Source organism: Pantoea allii (assembly GCF_046529425.1).
In the GTDB taxonomy this organism is placed as follows: Bacteria; Pseudomonadota; Gammaproteobacteria; order Enterobacterales; family Enterobacteriaceae; genus Pantoea; species Pantoea allii.
In genome coordinates this window covers 4,208,990-4,226,353 of the sequence record NZ_CP125958.1, presented here as the reverse complement: position 1 = coordinate 4,226,353, position 17,364 = coordinate 4,208,990, and the positions used below count along the sequence as shown (strand labels likewise).

Annotated in this window: 14 protein-coding genes; 6 read left to right on the top strand and 8 right to left on the bottom strand. The window is 53.2% G+C overall.

Annotation, left to right across the window (positions count from 1 at the left end; translation table 11 throughout):
- Positions 1-4: 4 nt before the first annotated feature.
- A complete protein-coding gene (locus QNH99_RS19855; RefSeq protein WP_109716723.1) occupies positions 5-1,531 on the bottom strand; it encodes a sugar ABC transporter ATP-binding protein in 1,527 nt (508 codons plus the stop codon).
- Between the two features lie 319 nt (positions 1,532-1,850).
- Between QNH99_RS19855 and QNH99_RS19850 the strand changes: the two genes are divergently transcribed.
- Entirely contained in the window at positions 1,851-2,663 is an 813-nt protein-coding gene (locus QNH99_RS19850; protein ID WP_063878088.1) for an IclR family transcriptional regulator, read from the top strand.
- Positions 2,664-2,710: 47 nt separating this feature from the next.
- Here QNH99_RS19850 and QNH99_RS19845 read toward each other — a convergent pair whose 3' ends face one another.
- The 5 genes from QNH99_RS19845 to QNH99_RS19825 form a co-directional block, all read right to left on the bottom strand.
- Positions 2,711-3,238, bottom strand: a complete 528-nt coding sequence (locus tag QNH99_RS19845; protein ID WP_109716722.1) for a GNAT family N-acetyltransferase — start codon at positions 3,236-3,238, stop codon at positions 2,711-2,713.
- Between the two features lie 187 nt (positions 3,239-3,425).
- Entirely contained in the window at positions 3,426-3,965 is a 540-nt protein-coding gene (locus QNH99_RS19840) for an AAA family ATPase (protein ID WP_241567379.1), read from the bottom strand.
- A gap of 87 nt (positions 3,966-4,052) precedes the next feature.
- Positions 4,053-4,364, bottom strand: coding sequence for a cupin domain-containing protein (locus QNH99_RS19835; RefSeq protein WP_096011436.1), 312 nt, complete (start codon positions 4,362-4,364; stop codon positions 4,053-4,055).
- Between the two features lie 238 nt (positions 4,365-4,602).
- On the bottom strand, positions 4,603-5,937 hold the full coding sequence (locus QNH99_RS19830; RefSeq protein ID WP_218994701.1) for a carbohydrate porin: 1,335 nt from the start codon (positions 5,935-5,937) through the stop codon (positions 4,603-4,605).
- A 213-nt stretch (positions 5,938-6,150) separates the two neighbouring features.
- Complete coding sequence (locus QNH99_RS19825; RefSeq protein ID WP_241567380.1) at positions 6,151-7,113, bottom strand: aldo/keto reductase; 963 nt, start codon at positions 7,111-7,113, stop codon at positions 6,151-6,153.
- Positions 7,114-7,520: 407 nt separating this feature from the next.
- Here QNH99_RS19825 and QNH99_RS19820 point away from each other — a divergent pair, with 407 nt between their 5' ends.
- Positions 7,521-8,639, top strand: coding sequence for an endo-1,4-beta-xylanase (locus QNH99_RS19820; protein ID WP_283355305.1), 1,119 nt, complete (start codon positions 7,521-7,523; stop codon positions 8,637-8,639).
- 101 nt (positions 8,640-8,740) lie between these two features.
- Here the strand turns inward: QNH99_RS19820 and QNH99_RS19815 are convergent, their stop codons facing one another.
- Together QNH99_RS19815 and cspA are read right to left on the bottom strand one after the other, a co-directional pair.
- A complete protein-coding gene (locus QNH99_RS19815) occupies positions 8,741-10,402 on the bottom strand; it encodes a methyl-accepting chemotaxis protein (protein ID WP_283355304.1) in 1,662 nt (553 codons plus the stop codon).
- Positions 10,403-10,967: 565 nt separating this feature from the next.
- A complete protein-coding gene (gene cspA / locus QNH99_RS19810) occupies positions 10,968-11,180 on the bottom strand; it encodes a transcription antiterminator/RNA stability regulator CspE (RefSeq protein ID WP_014606872.1) in 213 nt (70 codons plus the stop codon).
- Positions 11,181-11,606: 426 nt separating this feature from the next.
- On the opposite strand from cspA, the gene feoA reads away from it, so the two are divergent.
- From feoA to QNH99_RS19790, 4 genes are all read left to right on the top strand, one after another.
- On the top strand, positions 11,607-11,831 hold the full coding sequence (gene feoA, locus QNH99_RS19805; protein ID WP_063878097.1) for a ferrous iron transporter A: 225 nt from the start codon (positions 11,607-11,609) through the stop codon (positions 11,829-11,831).
- Positions 11,831-14,152, top strand: coding sequence for a Fe(2+) transporter permease subunit FeoB (gene feoB, locus QNH99_RS19800; RefSeq protein WP_410517104.1), 2,322 nt, complete (start codon positions 11,831-11,833; stop codon positions 14,150-14,152). Before feoA ends, feoB begins: the two co-directional genes overlap by 1 nt.
- Positions 14,153-15,031: 879 nt before the next feature.
- A complete protein-coding gene (locus QNH99_RS19795) occupies positions 15,032-16,030 on the top strand; it encodes a glycosyltransferase family 2 protein (protein WP_109716716.1) in 999 nt (332 codons plus the stop codon).
- A complete protein-coding gene (locus tag QNH99_RS19790; RefSeq protein WP_410517103.1) occupies positions 16,027-17,331 on the top strand; it encodes an oligosaccharide flippase family protein in 1,305 nt (434 codons plus the stop codon). Before QNH99_RS19795 ends, QNH99_RS19790 begins: the two co-directional genes overlap by 4 nt.
- Positions 17,332-17,364: the final 33 nt, after the last annotated feature.

Here is a 17,364-nt window from a genome sequence, read left to right as displayed (position 1 = left end):
CTGTTCAGACGGTAGCTAATGGGGCAGCAGAACTGGCTGAGGCCAGCTCCAGTAAACCTGCAAAGGTAACCTGTTCATTTCTCAGTTCACCGACCACCTGGCCCCGGTTAAACACCAGAGCGCGGTTGCAGATATGAGCAATTTCTTCAAGGTCATTGGAAATCACCAGCACCGCCACGCCTTCAGCGAGGGCTTTATTGAGCAGGTGATAAATCTCTTCACGTGCGCCGACGTCCACACCGGCAGTGGGATCTTCAAGAATCAGCAGCGGCGCATTCAGGTGCATCCAGCGTGCCATCACCACTTTCTGTTGGTTGCCGCCGGACAGGGCGCTGATATCCAGGTTCACGTCTTTGGGACGCACATCGAACAGCTGGACTTTCCACCAACTGGCTCCGACCTCAGCGCGGCGACCGTAATGGGACATCAGCCGATGACCGCTGGCGCAAGGATTAATAAACAGGTTCTCGCGCACGCTCATCGACATCACCAGGCTTTCGCCGGTGCGATCGCCCGCCACAAACGAGATGCCTGCGGCCATCGCCTCACGCGGGGAGCGCGGGTGGCAGGGTTGGTCGCGGAAGATAACCTCCCCGCTGGTGGACTGCTTCAGACCAAACAGCATCCGACCAATCTCTTCCTGACCGGCTCCGCGCAGGCCTGCCAGCGCCAGCATCTCGCCGGGTTGCAGGCTGAAAGAGACCGGGCCGACTTCATCGATGCACAGCTTGTCCAGCGACAGCACAGGCGGACGCGCTTCGGGCAGGGCAAGGCGCTGATTGCTTTCCAGCGCCTCGCCCACAATCATTTCGACCAGATCGTGAAGCTGGTAATCTGCCGTTACGCCCTCTGCCACCCGTTTACCGTCACGCATCACGCAAATACGGTCGGCAATCTCAATCACCTCATCCAGGCGATGTGTCACATAAATCATGCCGACGTTGCGGCTTTTCAGGCGTTCGATTACGCCAAACAGATGACGCACGTCATTGGCGGGCAGCGAGGCGGTCGGCTCATCCAGCACCAGCACTTCGGCGTTGACCGCCACGGCACGGGCAATGGCCAGCAGCGATTTCTCGGTGCGCGACAGTTCAAAGACGCGGGCATCGGGGTCCAGCTGAATGCCCACTTCTTCCAGGGCCAAACGCGCTCGCTCACGCACCGCCCGCCAGTTAACCAGACCAAAACGGCGGCTGAATCCCATGACCAGCGCCATATTTTCGGCCACGGTCATCCACTCAATCAGTCCCAGGTCCTGATGAATAAACGCAATGGGTTGGGTGGTGGCGGTTTTTAACGCGGCGGCGGATGCCGTGACGTTGCCCTGAAAGGTAATTTGCCCTTCATCACTGGTGTACACGCCAGCCAGCACTTTGATCAGCGTGGATTTACCTGCGCCGTTTTCCCCCAATAGCGCCACGACTTCGCCGGGGAAAACGTCCAGGCTCACATCGTTAACCGCAGCGTTACCGCCGAAGCGTTTAGTGATATGGCTGAGTGTAAGAACCGGTTTATCCGGATGAGGTTGCATTCCTGCCTCCCGTGACGCCTGGTGAGTATCAGCAGCAAGAGCGGCGACCGCTCGTTGCTAATTTCAATATGTGAAATACTATTCCAAAAAATAGTATTCCTGCCGCCGGGGAAAAGCAAAGAAGCAGGGCGGATATTTATTCATAAGAAACAGTAAGTTAAAATATTGTTTTGAATTTGTGATGAACAACGCACTTCTGCCAGGACGGAACAGACCTGTCCGGCCACACTAAAAAAGCGAAAGATTCCCAGCCGCTATACCATGAGTTAACATCATGCGTTAGCGCGTTCAGGAAGTGAGAAACGGAGAGGATCGGTGGATGGCGGTGAAAGTGGATAAAGCAAAGGAAACGAAGGGCGATAAGCCATTAGGGACACAGAGCCTGTTTCGTGGCCTGCAGTTAATTGAGTTATTGAGTAATTATCCCAACGGTTGCCCGCTGGCCCATCTTGCTGAACTGTCTGGAATGAACAAAAGCACCGTACACCGCCTGCTACAGGGATTGCACAGCAGTGGTTACGTGACGCAGGCACCTTCGCCTGGTAGCTATCGCTTAACCACCAAGTTTATTTCGGTCGGGCAGAAGGCGCTGTCGTCGCTCAATATTATTCACGTCGCCGGGCCACATCTGGAAAAACTGAATCTGGACGTGGGCGAAACCGTGAACTTCTCCAGCCGTGAAGATGACCACGTAGTCCTGATCAACAAGTTAGAACCCACGACCGGCATGATGCGTACCCGTGCCTATATCGGTCAGCATATGCCGCTTTACTGTTCGGCCATGGGAAAAATCTTTCTGGCCTGGGGCAGCGAAGAGTACCTGCTGCAATACTGGCAAAATCATCAGGACAGCATTGAGCAACTGACGAAAAATACCATTACCACGCTGCCTGAGATGCAGCGGGAACTTAACGATATTCTTCAGCAGCGCACCGCGATGGATCGTGAAGAAAATGAACTGGGCGTCACCTGTATTGCCGCGCCGGTGTTTGATATCCAGCAGCGTGTCCCTTATGCGGTATCGGTCTCGCTGCCGACGGCGAAGCTGCAACAGATTGGTGCGAAAAACCTGATGGCGAAGGTGGTTGCCACGGCGCAGGCCATTTCAGAGGAGCTGGGTTGCACCGCCTGAGGACGGCCTTTTCAGGCTGTCGCCAGCCGCAGGTTGTCACCACGGCGTTATGCTTCGTTTTCGGGCAGCGAGCCGTCCCCGGCACCGAGCGCGCGTTGCATCAGCACCGTATCCAGCCAGCGGCCGTGCTTGAACCCCACTGACGTCAACGTACCGATCACGCTGAAACCGGCGGCGCGGTGCAGGGCGATGGAGGCTGCGTTGGCGCTGTCACCCACATTCCCCACCATCTGGCGAAAACCGCGCGTTTCAGCCCAGTCGATAGCATGGGCCAGCAGGCGTTTACCGATGCCTTTTCCCTGAAATGCCGGATCGATATACAGAGAGTCTTCAAGGGTAAACCGGTAGGCATAACGGGGCCGGTAAAAGCCCAGATAGCAGTAACCACAAACCTGTCCTTCACTCACCGCGACGAACCAGGGCAGCCCGGCGGCGCGAAGTTTTTCCAGTCGGCTGGCTATCTCTGCCTCGTCGGGCGGAACGATTTCAAAGCTGCCTGTACCCTGTAAGACGTGGTAGGCGTAAATCTGGTGTATTGCCGGAACATGGCTGTCTTCTGCCAGTATGATTTTTATTTCCCTGTTTCCCTGTCTGTTGCGTCGCAAAAGCGCAGCGGCAGCAGAATAGACATGGCCGCACGCCGCGATCACTAACCGAATCTCTCCCCGGCTTGCTGCACGCAAGCGGTGGGCGCGTCACGCTGCGCACCTCCCCCGGACCCATGGCTCGGTGTGGCAGTGAATATCAAGAAGAATACGCAGGTCAGGCTGACAAATTCCAGCGTCTGTAGGCATCATCAATGGCCTTTTGGCCCTGCAAAAAGCATTTTGGCAGATCGAGGCCCGAGTACAGTGTCTGGTAGCGCCTGCGGTTTGCGGGGGTAATCAACGCGATGTGCTTTATCATTGCCCCTTTCACGCTATCCACCCCGCCCTCAAGCCCGCCCTGGCGGGGGGAACTGGCGTAGCAACGTCTGAAATAACGCAGCAAACTGACGAGCGTGGATACATCAAGAAGAATGTAGCCGGTTGCCCGCGCCAGCCTTGCGTTAAGACATTTGGTGTAGTTGCCGTCCATCACCCAGCAATCCTGATGGATGGCCTGATCATGTAAATGCAAAAACTCAGCCTCATCTCTTGGCTGCCAGTCGGTATGGGGCAGGTGATAAAGTTGATCAAGATGAATGGCAGGCAGGGCGGTTTTACGTGCGAGCGCGCTCGCAAGCGTTGATTTCCCGCTGTTAGACGGCCCCATAATACAGATGCGCGGCCCCAGATTCTCAAGCGTTATTAATGCGCTCATGGCGGCGACCTTCTTTCTGCTGGCCCTGCGGCGGGCGGCTGTGGCGGATTGCACACCGCCAGGCGCGCGGGGCAAAATTCAGGAAGATTATACTGACCCTTCTTTTTCAATCACCAGCACTCTTGCTTCACCCTGCGGATGGGCTACGTGCTCGGTTCCTGTGCTGGCATAAAAAATATCGCCCGTTTCTAAGCGGATTTTCTTTGTTTCTCCCGCTTCCCGATAATGCATGTCTACGCAGCCATCCATGACGGCAAACACTTCCTGACCATCATTGATATGCCATTTATAAGGCTTATCCGTCCAGTGAAGCCGCACGGTGGTGCCCTCAAAATTGGCAATGTCGACGGCACCCCAGGCCTTTTCGGCGGTGAAAGTTTTGCTGATAAACGTTTTCATCTGTTCCCTGCTGGTCTGAACGCATGTGAGGCGAGTTATAGCGCATCAGCCAGGGCGTGACTTGCAAAAAATTGCGGCTATTACGGGCTGGTGTGGTGGGGAAGGCCGAAACGCCCGCACGGGCGAATCTCAGCAAACGCGGCATGCATGAGGTTCATAGCAGGGCTCGCCTGTCGCCGAATGCAGTAAAACATGCCTGTCGGCTGACGTGAATGAGCCGACAGGCATGAGGCGCAAATCAGAAGTTCACGTTAGCGCTGATGCCGCCGACAAAGGCATCTTTCACCTCACTGACGGCGCCCGGCGCAACCACATATTGCAGGTTGGGACGCAGCTGCAACCATTTGGTCAACTGGGCGTTATAGTAAATTTCATAGTTGTACTCCGCACCCTCCTGAACCGGCAGGTAGGTGGGACTGTTGAAGTCGGTCTGACCGCTGGCGTCATTCTGTTGACGCAGCGCACGGGAATAGGCGCTGTTAACATGAATGCGCGCCGCACCGACACCTATTTCATCCCGCGGACGCGCATCAAACGGCCCTTTCCAGGTGAAGCTAATGGACTGGTAGTTATCGGTTTTAGCGGTTTTGTGATCGTTCATGACCGCCTGAACGCTGACGCCCAGGCCGCGGCTGGCATCGCCACCCTGTGCAGTAAGCTGCTGCTGTAACAGCACATAGCCGCCATAAGCATGATCCTTGCTCTGGTAAGCGCCATCTTGCCAGCTACCGTAGTTATCGCCATTCGCGGACGAATAGTAGTAGCCGATGCGATAATTACCCGGCAGATTCTCTGGCCCGAAAGTCGGTTTCCAGCCCAGTTCGACCGGCACCAGATTGCCTTCTGAGTTGTTGGTATCAAGGCGGAAACCGTCGCCGCGATCGTAGTTAGCGCGGTTCTGATTGTAGAAACCGACCTGGAAAAATACCTCAGGGGTAAAGTTAACTTTTACCCGTCCGCCCCACTGGGATACCGGCCAGTTAAACCAGCGATCGCCGCGCCAGTTACCGGCCTGACCGCTGCCGAATGCCAGGTTCTGAAACTTGCTGTCAAAGTTATCGAAGTCTTCCCCGACGGTAACCCGGCCGGCTTTAACATTGACTGTGTTATCGAACAGGCCTTTGCTTAACCAGAACTGCGTCAGTCGCCAGGTCTGACCGCGGCCGTAAACTTCCTGCGTGGAGGAGAGCATCCCGGTGCGGCGATCGGCAACCTGATCGGAGATGTTACGGCCATTACGATCGGTGATGGTCACCTGGAACTGCGTATCCTGCCAGTCGAGGAGCTTTTGCAGATCGAAATTGGCACCGAATGCCCACTGATCGCTGTAACGCATCGACGTATTGGTATCGGCTCCGCCGCCAAGATTCGCCGCGCTTTCCATGGTGTAGTTAACGTCGAATTTGATGCCGTCTTGTTCCAGTTGTGTCCGCGAGCCGTTCCAGTCACCGAACATATAGGGGGAATCATAGCTAAAGGCATCGGCGGCCAGCGCGGAGGCGCTCAGCATCGCAAACATCAGGCTGCCCGCGGCCAGACGAGGCATAAACTGCACTGCTTTTTGAGTATTCATGATCGTTATTCTTGTGTGAATGACAGTAATTGACCGGGCAGAGGATAGTGCTGGTGAAATGTCAGTTTTTGCAAATCCGTGCGTATATAACCTCAAAACAATAAACGATTAACGCAATTGTGACAGGTCTCTCTGAACGAATATGTTTTTAACAGAAAAGGCATTTAATGCGAGGAAGCATAAAAAAAGGGATGCCGTAGCATCCCCTTTGACTCAGGCCTTGCTGGCGCGGGAAAGCTCTTCGATTTCTTGCTTACTTAGCATCAGTTCCGTGGCCTTGACCAGTTCATCGAGCTGTTGCAGTGAGGTGGCGCTGACAATCGGTGCCGTAATGCCTGGACGCGCAATCAGCCAGGCCAGAGCGACCTGCGTGGCTGAAGCATCATGTGAGGCGGCCACGTCTTCTAACGCCTCAACGATGCGCAGGCCGCGTTCATTCAGGTATTTATCTACAATTCCCTGACCGCGCTGACTCTTGGCGGCATCCTGCGGTTTCTTGTATTTACCGCTCAGAAAGCCGCTGGCGAGGGCGTAGTAGTTGATGACGCCAAGATGATTGTCGCGGGCGACCTGCTCCAGCTCACTTTCATAGCCTTCACGATCATAAAGGTTGTATTCCGGTTGCAGGGTTTCATAGCGCGCCAGCCCCTGCTGTTTGCTGATGTCCAGCGCCTCCTGTAACCGCGTTGCGCTGTAATTGGAGGCACCGATGGCCCGCACTTTGCCGGCTTTAATCAGCGCATCGAAGGCATTAAGCGTATCGGCCAGTGGGGTGGAGTCGTCGTCACGGTGTGCCTGGTACAGATCGATCACATCCGTTTGCAGGCGGCGCAGTGAATCCTCCACAGCCTGATGGATATAGTCAGGTTTCAGCCCCTTTTTCTCCGGTGACATTTCGATACCGACTTTGGTTGCCAGGACGATCTTGTCGCGCTTACCGCTTTTTTTCAGCCACTTGCCGATAATGGTTTCTGACTCACCGCCTTGATTGCCGGGCGCCCAGCGCGAATACACGTCTGCGGTATCGATAAAGAACAGACCTTTTTCTACCAGCGCGTCGAGCAGGGAAAACGAGGTTTTCTCGTCAACCGTCCAGCCAAAGACGTTGCCGCCAAAAGTCAGAAGCGGCACGTTAATACCACTGTTGCCGAGCTGGCGGGTTTTAAGCTGCGTCATAGCATTCTCCTTGGTTAAACGAATCAGGTATGCCTTTCAGCTTAGCAAAGGAAAATCCCCGTTATTTAATTCTGGTTATCAACCTGTGCGGCAGGCTAATGCAATGCGCGCGTGAGGCAGTTGATGACACCGCCTTTTTTGCCTGTTTCAGGCAGAGATGATGACGTGTATTCCTGTCACTTTTTTCTTGATGGAACTGAAGACAGGTAACGCGATGACGACCGGTTGGGTGGGCCGCATTGTTATCAGACGGGATCTCAGGCTCATGGCTTTTTTACAGTCTGAAACGCATCTTAACCTCAATGCAAACAATCCCGGCAGACGGCAAGGTGGGTTAAGGCTATAAAAAGTGAGGGCAGGACAACCGTGCCCTTAATGTGATGCATTGGGCATCTGGAGGCGTCGTCGTGCTGCGTAAAACTGCTTTCATGTCGTCAAACCGACGTGGGTTTCTAAAAAACAGCGCCGCGCTCATGCTGGGTGCCGCGCTGCCGCTACCTGTTTTGGCGTCTTCTGCGCCTTTTCCCGCCTTAAAAACCGTTGCCGCCCGCCGTCATCTGCTGTTTGGCTTTGCCGTCAGGCCCGACAGTCTGCAATCCGATGCGCGCTATCGGCAGTTTGTCGCGAGTCAGGCGAGCATTATCGTCCCGGAAAACGCACTAAAATGGATTGCCGTCCATCCCGCGCGCGATCGCTACGATTTCACCGGCCCTGATGCTATCGCCGCCTTTGCCCGCGAGCAGGGGATATTGCTTCGCGGGCACACGTTCTGCTGGCATCGCGCCCTTCCTGGCTGGGTTCAGGATATTGCCGATCCGACCGAACTGGAAAAGGTGCTGAGGCAGCATATTTCCACCGTTGCGGGCCGCTATCGTGGGCAGATACAAAGTTGGGACGTGGCTAACGAAATCATCAATCCCTCCGATGGACAACCCGGCGGATGGCGCAACAGTTTCTGGTATCAGCGGCTTGGTACGCGTTATATGGATATTGCCTGCGAGGCGCTGCATCAGGCCGATCCCCATGCGGTAATCTGCTACAACGATTACGGGCTTGAAAGCGACGATGCCAATGGGCAGCGAAAACGGGCGGCGGTACTGGCGATGCTGCGCGACTTACAGTCCAGACATATTCCGATTGGCGCGCTCGGCATCCAGTCTCATCTCAAAGCCGGTCCCCATCCCGCTTTTGGGCCGGGGCTGGCGGCATTTATTCGCGACGTGAAATCGCTTGGCCTGAAGGTGTACATCACCGAACTGGACGTGGATGACAGCAGCGTGCCGATGGAGCGCCGACCGATGGCGGTTGCCGGTCTGTATAAACGCTATCTTTCGCTGGTTCTGGAGGCGGGCGTTGCCGCTATTTTAACCTGGGGCGTTTGGGACACGCCGCACCGCACGGCTGCGACACCGAAGGCGGGGGACGCGCTGGCGACCGGGCCACTGCTGTTTGGTAAAGACGGCAGCATTAAAGAGGCCAGTTGGGCGGCGCTTCATGTGCTGCGCGAATCACTTCAACACGAGTGACGCGCGTGCGGCTATCCACTGGCGATAACGCAGCGGCGTCATCTCCATCATCTTATGAGAGGCTTAACCGCAGAGCGGAACCTTGCTCTGCGGTTAAGCAATCAGAAGGACTGCCAGTTTTCTGCTGACAGGCCAGCGCTAGTGCTCTCCGCTAAAGGCTTCTTCAGCGATGGCTTACGCAGCACATTCTGACCTGCGGCCGGGGTTCTGCCTGTGTTAAACACCGCTACCGACTGGCGTAACTGCGTTGCCTGATCCTCTAGCGAGGCAGCGGCACTGGCCGACTCTTCAACCAGCGCGGCGTTTTGCTGCGTGACGCCATCCATTTCAGACACCGCTTTACTCACCTGCTCAATGCCGCGCGTTTGCTCGGCCGAGGCGGAGGCAATCTCTGCCATGAGCTGCGTAACGCTGTTAACGGAATTCACAATACTGCCCATCACATCGCCTGCTTCTGAGGCGTGCGTCGAACCACTGTTTACGCGCTGCGTGGACTGGTCAATCAGCGTGCGTATTTCCTGGGCCGCACTGGCGCTGCGACCGGCCAGAGAACGCACTTCACCGGCCACCACAGCAAAACCTCGTCCCTGTTCGCCGGCACGCGCGGCTTCCACTGCGGCGTTAAGCGCCAGGATATTGGTCTGGAAGGCGATGCTGTCAATAATGCCAATAATACTGGCGATCTGTTTTGAGCTTTCACTTATCTGTTCAATGTTGGCAATCACCTTCGCGACGATTTGCCCACCCTGCGAGGCCATTACGGAGGCATCTTTCGCCATGGTGGTTGCCTGCTGAGCATTTTCCGCGTTCAGTTTTACCGTTGAGGTGAGCTGCTCCATGCTGGCTGCGGTTTCCTCAAGGGCTGCCGCCTGTTGTTCGGTACGCGAGGAGAGATCGGTACTGCCGGCAGAAACTTCTGCCGCGCCGGTAAAAATGGACTGCGTGGCATCATCCACAGAGCGGATGGTGACAACCAGCGCACTGCGCATCTCTTCAAGCTGGCGAAGCAGTCTGCCGGTTTCATTTTGACTCTCACAGGCGATTTCCTGGGTCAGGTCACCGGCAGAGATAGCACGCATGTAATCAGTGGCCATGCTCAGCGGTTTCAGCAGCAGGGTTCTCAGACCGCCCCAAACAGTGGCAACGGTGACAAGGGCAATGATCGCGATAATCAGCAACGTCCACAGCATATTGCTGTAGTTGCTATCGTTTTCAGCGGCGATCTGCTTCATTAACTGGTAGTTGGCACTGCGCCATGTCTGATAAGCCTTATCCAGATTATCCTGAGCTTCCTGCGCATCAAGATTCCCGTAACCCTGATAATTATTATTTTTCAGAAAGTCTACTGAGGCGAGCATTGTCTCGTGCATCTTGGTGTAAGCCGCCTCAACATTTTTTGTCACCTCAGCATGCTGACCCGGTAATGCGGGTGCAGTCTTATAAGCCTGGAAATACTCATCAGCTTTATCGGCGGACTGCTTCGCCACCTCCAGCAGTTTGGCAATAGACGCCAGTGATGCGGGATCTTTCTGGTTTTTAAGAAAGCGGATCGCCACGCGACTGATCGTCACGCGCGTCTTGATCAGCGTCTGCACGCTGTCGCTGAGTTGTTGTTGTTGCAGCGTAAGTTGTTCCGTGTGCGAAAAATTGCGACCAGCCTGGCTGACAGAGGAATAGAAAAGAAAGCCCGTAATGGTCAATAGCGCACTAAATAGAAATAACACGGCAACAATACCCGTCGTGATTTTAAGGTTTTTAAGCATTGCAGTAATCCCGGTAAAAGGTGATACAGGTTTATCGGTATTAAAATGATTAGCTTAATAGTGACGCGGTAAATAATGTGATCTATGACAGTAACTAAGAAATAAAAGCGGCTTTTCTGAAAAGAGAAGATGTTCGCGAGCCCTTGGGGGACATCGCCTCAATGATAAAAGGCAGCGTGGCTAAAATGTACCATCAGATACATTATTGTGATCTGACAATAATAAAAAGGTCCACGGGTTGTGCCCATGCGTCGTTATTTTGCACAACAGATGCCTGTATTTTCACGTGAATATAATAACGCTTTGAAATAATAAGAATGAAAACGTGATGGTCGGCGCTTTTCTCTCACTGGCGTTATTCGTGCAAGCGATGCAGAGGTTAGCGGATGTCAGACTTTATGGCGCAGTGGAGGGCGAAAAATATTCTGCAAGGCTGCCGCGAGGGCGAATGCAGTTTATGACAGGCATTAAAAAACCCGCACAAGGCGGGTTTTTTTCACAACGACTTAACTGCTCAGGCTGTTGCCATCATCGCTATCGTAAGCGGTCGTGAGGGCGTCAGTTGTTACAGTGCAACAACATTGCCAGCTGAAGGACCTTTAGGGCCGTTCTCGATTGAGAACTCCACTTTCTGGCCTTCATCTAAAGTTTTAAAATCGCTGCTCTGGATAGCAGAGAAATGTACGAATACATCTTTGCTTCCGTCCTGAGGAGAAATAAAGCCGAAGCCTTTATCAGCGTTAAACCATTTTACTAAACCAGTCATTTTAGTCGACATAGAGGTGTCCTTTTCATTTTTGAGCCACACAAGGTGACGAAGATGGCCTGTTTTGCAGATTTTACTTATTGGGCACTTAGGAGGAGGCTCATGAAGAAGGGCATCTGGGAATGACGCTTGAACTGAGGACTGCTTTACTAAAACTGCTTTCATAAGGTCTGTATTCCAAACCGATGTCGCTACACTATAGCGGTTGAACTTATTAAGCAAGGTTTAATTTTATTTAAGTCATAAAGGCCAGACAGCCGGTTCGAAACCCCGGACAGCTGTTTATCCCGGCCGCCGCCGGTCTGGGGTTTTCGCCTTGCGGTAAGTCGTTACAACCCTTTCTGCGTTTCCTTGCGTTTCTCCCCATCCAGATCAAGAAACAAGAATAGTTATCATTTGTATAATTTGCGTTCTGTTGTTACTGGATCGAATAAGGCTATGCAAATAAAACCACGCACGACCTATCGTATTGGGGGATACCAACATTCCATTCATCCCGCCTGGCGGCAAAAGCTGCTAACCATGGGAATGCTGCCCGGCACGTTGATTGAGGTGGTTCGCGTAGCGCCGTTGGGCGATCCGGTGCAAATCCGTACGCGCCGCGTCAACCTTGCGGTAAGGCAGCGGGATCTGGCTGCCGTGATGCTTGAAGAAATAGACTGATGAAAACCTTGACCCTTGGCCTGATTGGTAATCCCAATACGGGCAAAACCACCTTGTTTAACCAGCTTACCGGCGCGCGGCAGCGAGTAGGGAACTGGGCTGGCGTCACTGTCGAACGTAAAGAAGGGCAGTTTTTTACGGCAACGGCGGATGTGCGGCTGGTTGATCTGCCCGGCACCCGTTCGCTCACCACGCTGTCGGCGGATGGCTCTATTGATGAGAGCATTGCCTGTCGCTACCTGTTCGACGATCGTGCCGACCTGATTGTGAATGTGGTCGACAGCTCGAACCTGGAGAGCCATCTTTTCCTGACGTTTCAACTGCTGGAGCTGGGTGTTCCCTGCATTGTGGCGCTGAATATGCAGGATATTGCGGCCAGCAGACATATCCACATCGATGTCGCCGCGCTCTCAGCCCGGCTGGGCTGCCCGGTCGTTACGCTGACGTCCACGCGTGCCGAAGGACTCGCTCATCTCAAAGCCGCCATTGATGGCTGGCACAAAGCGATAGCGCCACTGCCGGTGGTTTATCCGCCCGCTATTGAGGCAGCGATTTTACGTCTGCGCGCCATGATGCCTGATGATATCCATGTGCAAAAACAGCGCTGGCTGGCGTTACAGCTGCTGGAAGGCGATATCAACAGCCGCCAGGTTTGTCCCGCAGTCGTGCCACATTTGGCCGAGATTGCCCAGGAAGCCGGTGGTGATCCAGCAATGGTCATCGCCGATTGCCGTTATCAGGCTATCAGCGCCCTCTGTGCCGCCGTCAGTAATATTCAGCAGTCAATGCCCGGCGCACTGACCGAAAGGCTGGACAACATCGTGCTCAACCGATGGTCAGGTGTGCCGGTTTTCCTGGGCGTGATGTACCTGATGTTCGTACTGTCGATTAATATCGGTGCCGCACTACAACCGATATTTGACGGCGGCTCGGTGGCGCTGTTTATCCATGGAACGCAATGGCTCGGCTATACCTTTCATTTTCCCGACTGGCTGACCGTGTTTCTGGCGCAGGGAATCGGTGCTGGCATCAATACGGTGCTGCCGATTCTGCCTCAGATAGGGCTGATGTATCTGTTCCTGTCGTTTCTGGAGGACTCCGGTTATATGGCGCGTGCGGCGTTTGTTATCGATCGCCTGATGCAGTCGCTGGGCTTACCCGGTAAATCCTTTGTTCCCTTAATCGTCGGCTTTGGCTGCAATGTCCCCTCTGTGATGGGCGCCCGCACCCTGGATACACCCCGTGAGCGCTTACTCACCGTGCTGATTGCGCCCTTTATGTCCTGCGGCGCTCGCCTGGCGATTTTCGCCGTGTTCGCGGCGACGTTCTTTGGGGCTTACAGCGCCAGCCTGGTCTTTTCCCTGTATGTACTGGGCATTGTTGTTGCCATTGTCACCGGGCTCATCCTGAAAAACACGCTGCTACGCGGCGAGGCTTCTCCGTTTATTATGGAGCTGCCCGTCTACCACCGGCCTCATCTGAAAAGCCTGCTGATCCAGACCTGGCAGCGGCTGAAAATGTTTATCATACGGGCCGGGCGGGTCATTATTCTGGTCAGCATGGTTATCGGGCTGCTGAGCAGCTTTTCGTTTAACGGCTCGACGGTGGACAATATCAACGCGTCTGCGTTGGCTTCTGCCAGCAAGATCGTGACGCCTGCGCTGCGGCCAATCGGTGTCACCCCGGACAACTGGCAGGCTACCGTGGGGCTGGTCACCGGCATTATGGCAAAGGAAGTGGTGGTCGGAACCCTGAACAGTCTCTATGTCGGTGAAGATGTGCAAAGCGGTGACTTCGACCCGCAGCACTTTGATCTGCTGGGCGAACTGGGTGATGCGCTGACCGCAACCGGCGACAGCCTGAAAGCGGCATTTAGCCTCACCGCGCTGGCAAACCCCATTGAAGCCAGCAAAGGAGACAGCGAGATCAGCGCCAGCCAGATGGGCGTGATGAGTGCGAAGTTTGGCAATGGCTTTGCCGCTTACAGCTACCTCATCTTTGTGCTGCTCTATGTCCCTTGCGTGTCGGTTATGGGTGCGATTGCCCGCGAGGCAGGAAGAAACTGGATGCTCTTTTCGTTTTTCTGGGGCTTAAACGTGGCGTATTCCGTTGCCACGCTGTTTTATCAGAGCGTCAGTTTCCACCATCATCCGGGGTTGAGTTCGCTTTGTCTTATCAGCGTGGTGATGGTGAACAGCGTGGTGTTTGTTCTGCTGCGACGGTTTAGCGGGCGCGTAAAGACGGTGCCTTTTACTGGCACGACAACGGCGCGGGGATGTGGCGGCTGCCACACCTGCACCGGGCAACGGCATCGCCGCTAGATTCTTTATATTTGATACCGCCGGATGCCTTGAACCCGCATCGCTGGCGGTTGACCTTATTGACAGGATGACGCGAGGCGATGCGCGCGGGCAAACGCCGGGCGAATATCGCTGTGAACTAAAAACACGCTGAGCGCTTACCGGCCAGCAAAGCCAGGTGGTGTCGGCAATCAGCCTGTATTCACCACAGAGGTAAAATCCGCATTGTTCCCTGGCGTGGTTTTGGGCACCCAGGGCACTGAGCCAGATGCGCGTGGCGAGAAAAATGCTTTCATCATTGTGCGGCTTATGCAGAAAAGCGTATTCCTTATATCAATATCAGGAATCGTTAACACGGAAAGATATCCATAAACTTCGACGCAATAAACTTAAACGTAAATTAAACACAATGGCTTCTTCTGGTTTATATATTTCTTTTTAGTAGACTTTGCGTGTTTTTAGGTAAAGGTATTTTGCAGCCATGAAATCCTTATTATAAGGATATTCTTATTAATGGGCCTGCACTGCGGCATTCCCGCCTTGTGATGATGATAAATACTGCCTGGCGTTCGCGTTTCAACGCTGTTTGCAGAGCCTGCTTATTGCGAAAGCGATCCGCATCTGAGTAGAGTATTCCCCCCTGTTTTCTGTTTATTTTTAAAGGCCATTTTAGCGGCGATGTAAATTACAGAATACTCTTAGTTTATCTGTTAATTTATTGTTTTTATTTAATTTTTACTCGCGATAAAACAGGGTAAACATTTTGATACAAAAATTGACGATGTGCATACATACGACTGATTTAGAGTAGCGAAAAATTTGTACAAATAAAAATTTTTGGGACTAACTGGCACTCTCTTTTGTATTTCACTTTAATAAATATGTCACACCAGAGGTTATATGAATAACGATCAACAAGTCCCTTTAGTGTCATTTATTGTGCCTGTTTATAACGGTGCGGCATTTATTGAACGTTGTGTTGAGAGTATTCTTAAGCAGCCTCAGGCTGAGCGCTGCCAGGTGATTCTGGTGAATGATGGGTCCAGCGATAATTCACTTGAGCTGATGAATAAATACCAGAATTATCCTGGGGTATTGATTATCAATAAGCCCAATGGCGGTGTTTCTTCGGCGCGTAACTGCGGACTGGACGCCGCACGCGGTACATTTATTTCTTTCGTTGACGCTGACGACTTCCTGCCTCCTGCGGTTCTTGATACCTGGCTTACGCTTATGAAGGATGATGTGGTTCTGGCTGTAGGCGAATCACGTACCTTTTCTCATGACGGAAAGCCGCTTTCTGAGGTAACAGAAGCCGATTCTCAGCGCAGTATGTCTGCCGATAAGGCGATAAGTGAACTGTTGTATCACACGCCGAAGCACGGTATCTGTGACAAATTTTTCCGCCGGGAAATCGTGCAACAGCAGCAATTGCACTTTCGTGAAGATATCTTTAACTTTGAAGACCTGCTGTTTGTGATCGGCTATCTGTCCGCCGCGAACCCCGGGCAGGTGGTGTTTAGTCGCCGTGTGGTTTACCACTATGTCGAGTCCAGAAATTCCGCCACACGTTCCGAGCTTAAAGAAAAACACTTTACCTATGTACGTGCTTTTGCCGGGATAAAAATGTTGCTGCTGCGGCCACAGGAACGCTTTTACTACTTTTTATTCCTCAAAGTGACCGCTTCGCATATCTACAAGGCGTTGCACAGTGAGGAGTTCAGCGCTGCGTTTGTTAAACAGTACATCGATCTCTATCGTCAGAACTATCGTGCTTATTGCGCTGCCGGCATCATTCCAAATGCATGGAGCCTGTATTTCACCTTCTTCTTTCTGTCGCCGCGGCTGGTATCCGGGTTGCGCCACGTCGCACAGAATGTGTTGAGGGGCCGGTCGTGAAACAGAAGCTGCAAAACTCGTTGTGGATGATCATTGAGAAACTGGTTGCAGTCTTTGGGCTGATGTTCGTCACGTCCTTCGTGGCGAAATACGTGGGGCCTGTCACCTTTGGCGTCATCGCGATTTCAATGCTGATCTTTCAGTTTATCCAGTCGGTTGCCATGATGGGCTGCGATGTGATTTTGCTGAAGCGTATCGCCCAGAATCACCGCTCGGGCATCCGGCTTATGGTGCCTGCAGTCATATTAGTCTTTGCCATTTACTGTGTGCTGTCGGCGATAGGCATCATCGTGATGCGCGAGGAGATGAATGCGCAGGCCTTTATCTTTATCTGTGCTGCTGCCTTAGCTTGCCTGTTTTCAGCTATCGATCTGATTAACATTTATAACGAGGCGGTTTTAAATGCGAAGCTGAACGTGATCGCTAACCTGACCGGGCTGCTCATCAGTTTAGGCATTCGCTATGGGATTTCTTATTACCAGCTAGCTCCAGAGTTGCTGGCGATTCCCATTGTGCTGGCCACCTTTATTCCTTTCCTGATTAAGATCTGCGTGTTTGGCTGGTATCACCGACGATCTCAGGTGCGGCCGCCGCTTCCTAAGCTGAGCCATATCCGGCGTTACAGCCGCTATATTCTTCAGGCCGGACGGTCACTGGTGCTGTCGGTGATTGCGATTACCATCTATACCCGACTCAACCAGCTCAGCGTCTCATGGTTTTTAGGCCTCAAAGAGGCGGGCATTTTTTCGGTGGCGATGACGCTGTCGGTTGCCTGGGTATTTTTACCCAATGCGCTGTTGGCGTCTTTCTATCCGGCCCTGTTTGCCGAGCGCGATCCTGAGGTGGCTGTGATACGCGCTCAGAAACTGCAGTTACTGGTCATTGCCGTATCCTTAGGAGTTATCCTTGGCATCGCACTGGTGGGGCCCTGGTTTATTGAGCATTTCTACGGTGCCGCTTACACCGAAGCGATAGCCCCGATGGTGTTGTTGAGTATCGGTGCCATGTTTGGTGTGTTAAGCAGCGTGATGGATCGCTTTATCATCAAATACAACGGCTACCGTTATCTGATCAAAAAAACGTTCTGCGTATTGGCGGTTTGCCTGGTAACGACGGTGACATTGGTGCCCATGTTCGGCATCACTGGCGGGGCAATAAGCGTGGTGATCACGGAGTTTATGGCTTTTACCGTCCTTAATTACTTTTTCCGCGGTCAGCCAATGATGAAGATTCATAAAATCTTCATCCAGCCGGGGAAATTATGGTTTCTGATTAACCGCACCCTGTTTTCTGGCCGGTAAGTTAAGTTTTTATGAAAGGTATTATTATTTTTG

Excerpts from the sequence above, each read along its gene's own strand:
- QNH99_RS19855 (WP_109716723.1), bottom strand. The coding sequence starts at position 1,531 with ATGCAACCTCATCCGGATAAACCGGTTCTTACACTCAGCCATATCACT.
- QNH99_RS19850 (WP_063878088.1), top strand. The coding sequence starts at position 1,851 with ATGGCGGTGAAAGTGGATAAAGCAAAGGAAACGAAGGGCGATAAGCCA.
- QNH99_RS19840 (WP_241567379.1), bottom strand. The coding sequence starts at position 3,965 with ATGAGCGCATTAATAACGCTTGAGAATCTGGGGCCGCGCATCTGTATT.
- QNH99_RS19835 (WP_096011436.1), bottom strand. The coding sequence starts at position 4,364 with ATGAAAACGTTTATCAGCAAAACTTTCACCGCCGAAAAGGCCTGGGGT.
- QNH99_RS19830 (WP_218994701.1), bottom strand. The coding sequence starts at position 5,937 with ATGAATACTCAAAAAGCAGTGCAGTTTATGCCTCGTCTGGCCGCGGGC.
- QNH99_RS19825 (WP_241567380.1), bottom strand. The coding sequence starts at position 7,113 with ATGACGCAGCTTAAAACCCGCCAGCTCGGCAACAGTGGTATTAACGTG.
- QNH99_RS19815 (WP_283355304.1), bottom strand. The coding sequence starts at position 10,402 with ATGCTTAAAAACCTTAAAATCACGACGGGTATTGTTGCCGTGTTATTT.
- cspA (WP_014606872.1), bottom strand. The coding sequence starts at position 11,180 with ATGTCGACTAAAATGACTGGTTTAGTAAAATGGTTTAACGCTGATAAA.
- feoA (WP_063878097.1), top strand. The coding sequence starts at position 11,607 with ATGCAAATAAAACCACGCACGACCTATCGTATTGGGGGATACCAACAT.
- feoB (WP_410517104.1), top strand. The coding sequence starts at position 11,831 with ATGAAAACCTTGACCCTTGGCCTGATTGGTAATCCCAATACGGGCAAA.
- QNH99_RS19795 (WP_109716716.1), top strand. The coding sequence starts at position 15,032 with ATGAATAACGATCAACAAGTCCCTTTAGTGTCATTTATTGTGCCTGTT.